This window comes from Meiothermus hypogaeus, from assembly GCF_003574035.1.
GTDB classification, from domain to species: Bacteria; Deinococcota; Deinococci; order Deinococcales; family Thermaceae; genus Meiothermus; species Meiothermus hypogaeus.
This window is the reverse complement of sequence record NZ_QWKY01000040.1, coordinates 24,656-31,080: the sequence shown is the minus strand read 5'-3', so window position 1 is coordinate 31,080 and position 6,425 is coordinate 24,656. Positions and strand designations below refer to the sequence as shown.

The 6,425-nt window shown below is 62.8% G+C and carries 6 protein-coding genes; all 6 read right to left on the bottom strand.

The window, feature by feature from the left end:
• Positions 1–353 precede the first annotated feature (353 nt).
• Genes hemG through Mhypo_RS10945 form a run of 6 tightly spaced genes read right to left on the bottom strand, consistent with a single transcriptional unit; the run spans position 354 to position 6,411 of the window.
• Positions 354–1,727, bottom strand: a complete 1,374-nt coding sequence (gene hemG / locus Mhypo_RS10970; RefSeq protein ID WP_371862131.1) for a protoporphyrinogen oxidase — start codon at positions 1,725–1,727, stop codon at positions 354–356.
• Positions 1,727–2,695, bottom strand: a complete 969-nt coding sequence (hemH, locus tag Mhypo_RS10965) for a ferrochelatase (RefSeq protein WP_119341336.1) — start codon at positions 2,693–2,695, stop codon at positions 1,727–1,729. Before hemH ends, hemG begins: the two co-directional genes overlap by 1 nt.
• A gap of 41 nt (positions 2,696–2,736) precedes the next feature.
• A complete protein-coding gene (locus Mhypo_RS10960) occupies positions 2,737–3,519 on the bottom strand; it encodes a chlorite dismutase family protein (RefSeq protein WP_119341335.1) in 783 nt (260 codons plus the stop codon).
• Positions 3,516–4,565 (bottom strand): uroporphyrinogen decarboxylase, encoded by a 1,050-nt coding sequence (gene hemE / locus Mhypo_RS10955; RefSeq protein WP_119341334.1) that lies wholly within the window; start codon positions 4,563–4,565, stop codon positions 3,516–3,518. Before hemE ends, Mhypo_RS10960 begins: the two co-directional genes overlap by 4 nt.
• Positions 4,562–5,287, bottom strand: coding sequence for a response regulator transcription factor (locus Mhypo_RS10950; RefSeq protein ID WP_119341333.1), 726 nt, complete (start codon positions 5,285–5,287; stop codon positions 4,562–4,564). The genes hemE and Mhypo_RS10950 overlap by 4 nt, the downstream gene beginning before the upstream one ends.
• Positions 5,284–6,411, bottom strand: coding sequence for a sensor histidine kinase (locus Mhypo_RS10945; RefSeq protein WP_119341332.1), 1,128 nt, complete (start codon positions 6,409–6,411; stop codon positions 5,284–5,286). The genes Mhypo_RS10950 and Mhypo_RS10945 overlap by 4 nt, the downstream gene beginning before the upstream one ends.
• Positions 6,412–6,425: the final 14 nt, after the last annotated feature.

The window sequence follows — 6,425 nt, the reverse complement described above, 5'->3', positions numbered from 1 at the left end:
TGCGCAGCCTGACCTTCTTGTTCATGTGCGGGCTCTGCTCGATGGCCCTCAGCCGCTCATCCTCTTCGCTGCTCAACTCAATGTACCGAAAGTTTCCCATAGTAAAAGTCTATCGTGAGTGTACTTAGGATTCAAAAAGACAGCCTCTAGTGTTTTTGGTTTTGTAAACTGTCTTTTTGAATCCGGTATAACCCAGCCAAAGCCCAGCGAGATACGGGCAGAATTAGCTCCAGCCACTGCGAACAAGCACCTACAAAATGTGCCGCAGGCAAGGCAAGACCAACCCTGTACTGGCCTTACGCGGGATTACGCCTTCTTGTGCACTCGGGGCCGACAGAACCACGATTGGGCGGCTAGATGGGCACCTGCTCCTGGCTAATTCCTTGCAAAAAACCAACGGCTTTATGTGCGGCAGACTGGCCCATGCGGATCACCTCCGGCAATCCCACCCCGTAGTAGGCTGCACCCGCCAGGAAGAGGCCAGGCAGTTCTTCGGCTCGCAGGGCCCTCTCGACCCGGGTTTGATGTCCCAGCGTATAGCGCGGCAGGCCCTCTGGCCAACGAAAAACCCAGGTGTGCAGCGGATGGGGTGCTTTTCCCCATAGCCTGTGCAGGTCTTGCAGGGCCAGCCGGATGAGCTCGGGTTCCGGGGCGCTGATGCCAGAAAAGTAGGCCCGTACCAGAGCCAGCCCTTCAGGGGCGCGGCCCGACCACTTTTGGTCGGTCCAGGTAAACCCGCGGGCCGCAAAGCCCTGATTCGCAGCCATCAGGAGCCCGTGGCCGACCCTGGGGGGAATTTGCTTTTTATCAAAAGCCAGACTAACGGTCGCCGATTCGCCGTAAGGGATTTGCCGCAGTGCGGCGGCTGCTTCGGGGTGCAGGGCCTCGAGCAGGCTTCCCGTCACCGCGGCCGGGGTTGCCAGCACTATGGCCTCGGCTTCAAGCGCACCTGCGGGCGTATGCAGGCGCCAGATGTGCGTGCGCTCGAGGCCGGTTACGCTGGCCCCCAGGCGAATGTGCACCCCCTCCAGGCGGGCCTGCAGGGCCTCGACCAGGCCGCCCAGACCGCTTTTGAGCGAGGCAAAGAGTTGTCCGGCTTCGCGGGTACCACGCTTTTTGCGCTGGGCCATGGCGCCTCGGATGAGGCTGCCATGCTCTTGCTCTAGCGCCTTGAGCTGCGGGAAAGCGGCCAGGGTAGAAAGCTCGGCCGGATCGCCGCCGTAGATGCCCCCCGACAAAGGGGCCACCAGGCGTTCCCAAACCTGCCGGCCCAGCCTGCGTTTGATGAAGCGGCCAAATGCTTCGTCGTGCGAGGGGCCTTTAGGTATGAGCAAGTCCAAAGTTGCTCGTGCCTTGCCGAAGGGACTCAGGAGGGGGCTTCGGGCCAAGGCGCCTAGGTCGCCCGGTACCACCATCTGCAATCCAGGGGGAATCGGTAGGGCCTCGCGCCCGTTGTGGATCAGGGCCGAAGGGCGGGCTGGAAGGGTGCTGACCAGGTCGGCTTCCAGGCCCAGGTCTTGCATCAGCGCTAGGGCCCAGGGCTTGTAGCGCACCACCGCATCGGGGCCTCCCTCCAGCACAAAGCCGCCTTCTCGCACGGTAGTAATCTTGCCGCCCAGGCGGGTATCGGCCTCGAGCAGGGTAATCTCGAGGTCGGGGGCCGCCTGCCGCGCATAATAGGCCGCCGACAGGCCCGCAGCCCCACCCCCTACAATCGCCAGTCGCATCAAACCACCTGCGCCTGGGGAAGCCGGGCCCAGGCAGAAAGCACCAGATCCCGCAGCACCTCGATGTAGTCGGGGTCGGCGTTGAGGCTTCTGGTACGCAAGAGACGCAAGCCCAGGCGGGTTGCGGTGTTTTGGGCTTCGTAGTCGAGGTCGTAGAAGACCTCGAGGTGATCTGAAGGAAAGCCCACGGCCGTTACCACCACCTCGCCATAGCCCTGGGCTGCGGCGGCCTCGAGGCGCTCGTTGATGTCGGGGCCAATCCAGGGCTCGGGGGTACGACCCGCCGACTGCCAGGCGACGTCCCAGTGGGCCAGACCCAGCGACTCGGCCACCCGTTCGGCGGTGGTGCGCACCTGGGCTTGATAGATGCCATCCTGGGCCGATTTTTCCGGAATCGAGTGGGCGGTGAAGAGGAAAAGCGCCCGCCCCGGCTCGCGCAAACGCCAGATCTGCTCGCCGACCCGCCCTGATACGGCCTGAATATAGCCCGGATGGTCGGGGTAGGCTTCGACCAGGCTAAAGGTAAAGGGATGCCCCAGCTCGGCCAGGGCGTGCTCGACCTTCTCGCGGTACTCAGCGATGCTACGCGAAGAAAAGTGCGGCGCGGCCACAATGCCCACGGCCTGCCGAACCCCATCCTGGGCCATGGCCTGCACGGCTTCGGCGATGAACGGGTGCCAGTGCTTGGTACCCAGGTAAACCCGTGCGGGGCCCTGGACCCGGGGCCCAGGGGAGCTTTGAAAGGGCTTTGAATACAAAGGAAGGGTAGCATTCAGCGCGGCCTCGAGGCGCACCGCCTGGGCATAGGTAATCTCGCTGAGGGGGCTACGCCCAATCAGGTTGTAGCGCTCGGCCAATTCGTCCAGTAGCTCTGGGCTGGGTGGGCGCCCGCGCCTTATGTCTGTGTAGTAAGGTTCGATTTCTTCCGGTCGGTAAGGGGTGCCGTAGGCCATCAGGAGTACGTTCATGCTGAAACCTCTGGTGGATCAAAGAAATAGCCATAGCCTTTTCAGGCCAGGTCTTCCAGCACCTCGCGGATGCCTTTCTTGATGCAGGTAAACATGGGGGTGTCGCGCAGGGTGTAGAGGCTGGCCTCGGTGAAGCGCAGGCGCTGCACCAGATCTACAAACTCCTGGGGATAGTTGGAGTCGAAGGCCACCACAAACTCCTGGTCGTCGATACCGTAAGAGTACGAGGTGTTGAGGGTTACCCCGGTAAAGGGAGCTGAGACGAAAATGTGCTCGTCCATCATGCCCTGGCGGGCCTGGGGCGATAGGTCATACCAGGCTCTGGTTTTGACAAAAGGGTACACAAACAGGTACTGCCCCTGCCCGGGCAAAAGGTGTACGCCTTCGCCCTCCGGGTTGAAGCGGTCCACGTAGATGGAACGCTTTTGCATGGAGAGAAAGGAGTAGGGCTGGCTCAGGTAGCCGGCCAGGGCGGTGCGGTTGAGATCGCGCTGCATAGCCTGGAAATCGGGCACCTGGAAGCTGATGCGCCAGAGCATGAAGTCCACATCGGCTCGAGTACCCACCAGGCTATAGGTGCGCAGGATAAAACCCTCACCCCGATTGGCCCAGCGCTCGCAAACTTCGGCAAACTCGGCTTTGGCGGCTTCCACGAACTCGGGGCTCTGGCGACGGAAGGCGGGATCCAGCTTGTAAAAGGCGTAGTTCATGAACTGCCGCTTGGCCTGGTCGGGGGCCTTGCGGCTGATGAGCCCCGCCGGATCCAGGTCTACCATGCGCCGGGTTTCTTTTTCCTTGTACTCACGGGATTCTTTCTCGTTCATGCAGGCTCCTCGGTGTGTCGGTTGAACTGTTGAACCACCTCCACCAGATGGGCTACGTGTTCCGGGGGCGTGGTTCGGATAACCCCATGGCCCAGGTTGAAGATGTGGGGCCCCCCCCGCCCGGCCAGCAGCACCTTATGGGCTTCCTGGGTAATGATCGCTGGTGGGGCCAGCAAAATAGCGGGGTCGAGGTTACCTTGCAGGGTGTGGGCTGGAAAAAAAGGACGCACCTGGGCTAAGCTCATGCGCCAATCCACGCTGACGGCTTCGCAGGATAGCTGGGCCAGTGCAGGGTAGAGGTGAGCCGCCCCAACGGCCAGGTAGATGCGCGGCACGTTTAAGTCTGTCAGCGCAGATAGAACAGCCTGGTTATAGGGCAGACCAAAGGTGCGGTAGGCCTCGAGGTCGTGCAGGCCCGCCCAGGAGTCGAAAAGCTGGATGGCCTGGGCACCCGCTTCCACTTGCATGCGCAGATAGCGGATGGAAAGCTCGGTCAGGCGCTCGAGCAAACGGTGGGCCAGGGTGGGTTCCTGGCGTAGAAAGGCCCTGAAGTCCTCGTAGTCCTTGGAGCCGCTGCCCTGCACCAGGTAGGTTGCCAGGGTTAAGGGGGCCCCGCCAAAGCCGATGAGGGCCGCCGGCTTACCGGTCAGTTCGCGCCGCACCAGGCGGATAGCCTGGGCCACATAGGGGGCAATCTCCTGGGCTTCTGGGAGCCGGAGGGCATCTATCTGGGCTTGGGTGCGGAGGGGCTCGGCTACCACCGGCCCGGGGCTAAAGTCAATGTGTACCCCCATGGCCGGTAGCGGGGTCATGATGTCGCTGAAGAGGATGGCCGCGTCCAACGGGAAGCGGCGTAGGGGTTGCAGGGTGACCTCGGCGGCCAGTTCAGGTGTGCGCACCATCTCCCAAAAGCTAGCCCGGGCTTTAATGGCGCGATACTCGGGCAGGTAGCGCCCGGCCTGGCGCATCAGCCAGATGGGGGCCTGGGGGGTATCCTCACCCCAGGCCGCCCGCAGGAACAACGAAGTTTGATTCAGGGTGTTCATGCTTGCTCCTTGGTGGGGTTGGCCTCGGCCCTGGGTTCGGGGGTGGGGGTGAAGCGGTAGCCCACGCCCCAGACGGTATGAAAGTGCATCGGATGGGCCGGGTCGGGCTCGAACAAACGGCGCAGGCGCACCACAAAGTTGTCAATGGTGCGGCTGCTGGGGAAGACTTCCTGGCCCCAAACCCGGTCAAGAATCTCATCGCGGCTCACCACCTGGCCAGCCCGCTCAATCAGCAGGCGCAGAATGGCCATCTCGCGTTCGCCCAGGGCTTCCTTGCGGCCATCCCTCAGGTAAGCCGTCCAGCCCCGAAAATCCACCCGGTGCCCGGCAAAGGCATACTCTGCAACGGGGGCTTCGGCCCGGCGGCGCAGCAGGTTTTTGACCCGCAAAAGAAACTCGGGAAGGTGGAAAGGCTTGGCCAGGTAGTCGTCGCCCCCCACCTGGAGACCCTCCACCCGCTCTTCGGGGGCCCCTTTGGCCGAGAGGAAGAGCACCGGGGTGGTGTGGCCGAGGGCCCGCATTTGCCGGCAGATCTGAAGGCCGTCGAGGCCCGGCAGCATCACGTCGAGCACCACCAGATCGGGGTTCCAGTCCGGCCAGCGCCGGAGGGCCGTGTGGCCATCGGGGGCAATTTCCACGGCATAACCCTCCCCCTCGAGGTTGTCGGCCAGGGCGGCGGCCAGCGCGGGTTCATCCTCGACTAGTAGCACCCTGGGCTTCATGCGGGCCTCCTCTCGGGGACGGGGCTGTGGGCTTCGGCCAGGGGAAAGCTAAGCCCAAAGCGGCTGCCCTGGGGCAAGGCCTCGGCCCAGACCCGTCCGCCCATCAGCTCGGTGATGTTTTTGACCAGGTAAAGCCCTAAACCCAGACCACGGGTGCGCCGGGTCTGCTCGTCGCCCACGCGAAAAAAAGGCTCGAAAATTTGCTGCAGATCGCCCTTTGAAAGCCCCACCCCGCGGTCTTCGACCTCGAGCACGGCCTGCTCGCCCTCGCGGCGCAGGCGCACCCAGACCGGCTTTTGTGGCTGTGGGCTGTACTTCACGGCGTTGTCCAGCAGGTTGGATAGCACCAGACTAAAGGCCTCGGGGTCGAGGTCTACCGGAAGGGGAACCGGAGCGGGCTCCAGGTGCAGGGTGGCACCTCGGGCCATCAGGGTACTTTGCTGACGGGCCAGGCATCGGCCTGCAACCTGGTTCAGGTCGTGCCGTTCGGGCTTTATCTGGCCCAAACCTTGTACCAGCCTCGAGGTCGCCAATAGGCGCTCCGAGAGGTCTTCGAGGCGGTCAATCTCGTGGGTCATGTGGGTCAGATAGCTGAGCTGTTTTTCGCGCGAGAGCTCACGCATTTGCAGGGTCTGGGCCAGCAGGCGAAGGGTGCTGATGGGGGTGCGGAACTCGTGCGAGGCGGCCATCAGGAAGTTTTGCTGGCGGCGTTTAAACTCTTGCTCCCTGCGCAGGCTGCGCCCAATGATGTAGAGCCCCAGGAGCATGACGGCCAAGAAAAACGGCCCCTCGTAGGAGAACATGCGCAAGTAGCGCATCTGCTCGCTGCGGTAAGCCTGAAGCCGCTCAGGGTTTACATAAACCCGCTCCTCCTCGACCTCGAGGTGGGGAAATACCTGCCTGAGCTCCTGCTTGAGGGCTTCGCGCTTTTCGGGAGCGGTGGCGGCCCAAAGCTGCTGCACCAGGGCTGCTTCCTGGAGCCAGGCGGTTTCGGCATATTCGATGTTTTGCTGGATGTAGTTGCGCTGAAAGATAAGCCACCAGGCCACCTGGGCCAGCAAAAAGCCCACCACCAGCCCAAAGGCCAGCCAGACCCAGCCGCCGGGCCAACGCCTTTTGTTCAACCGTTGTGCCAAAC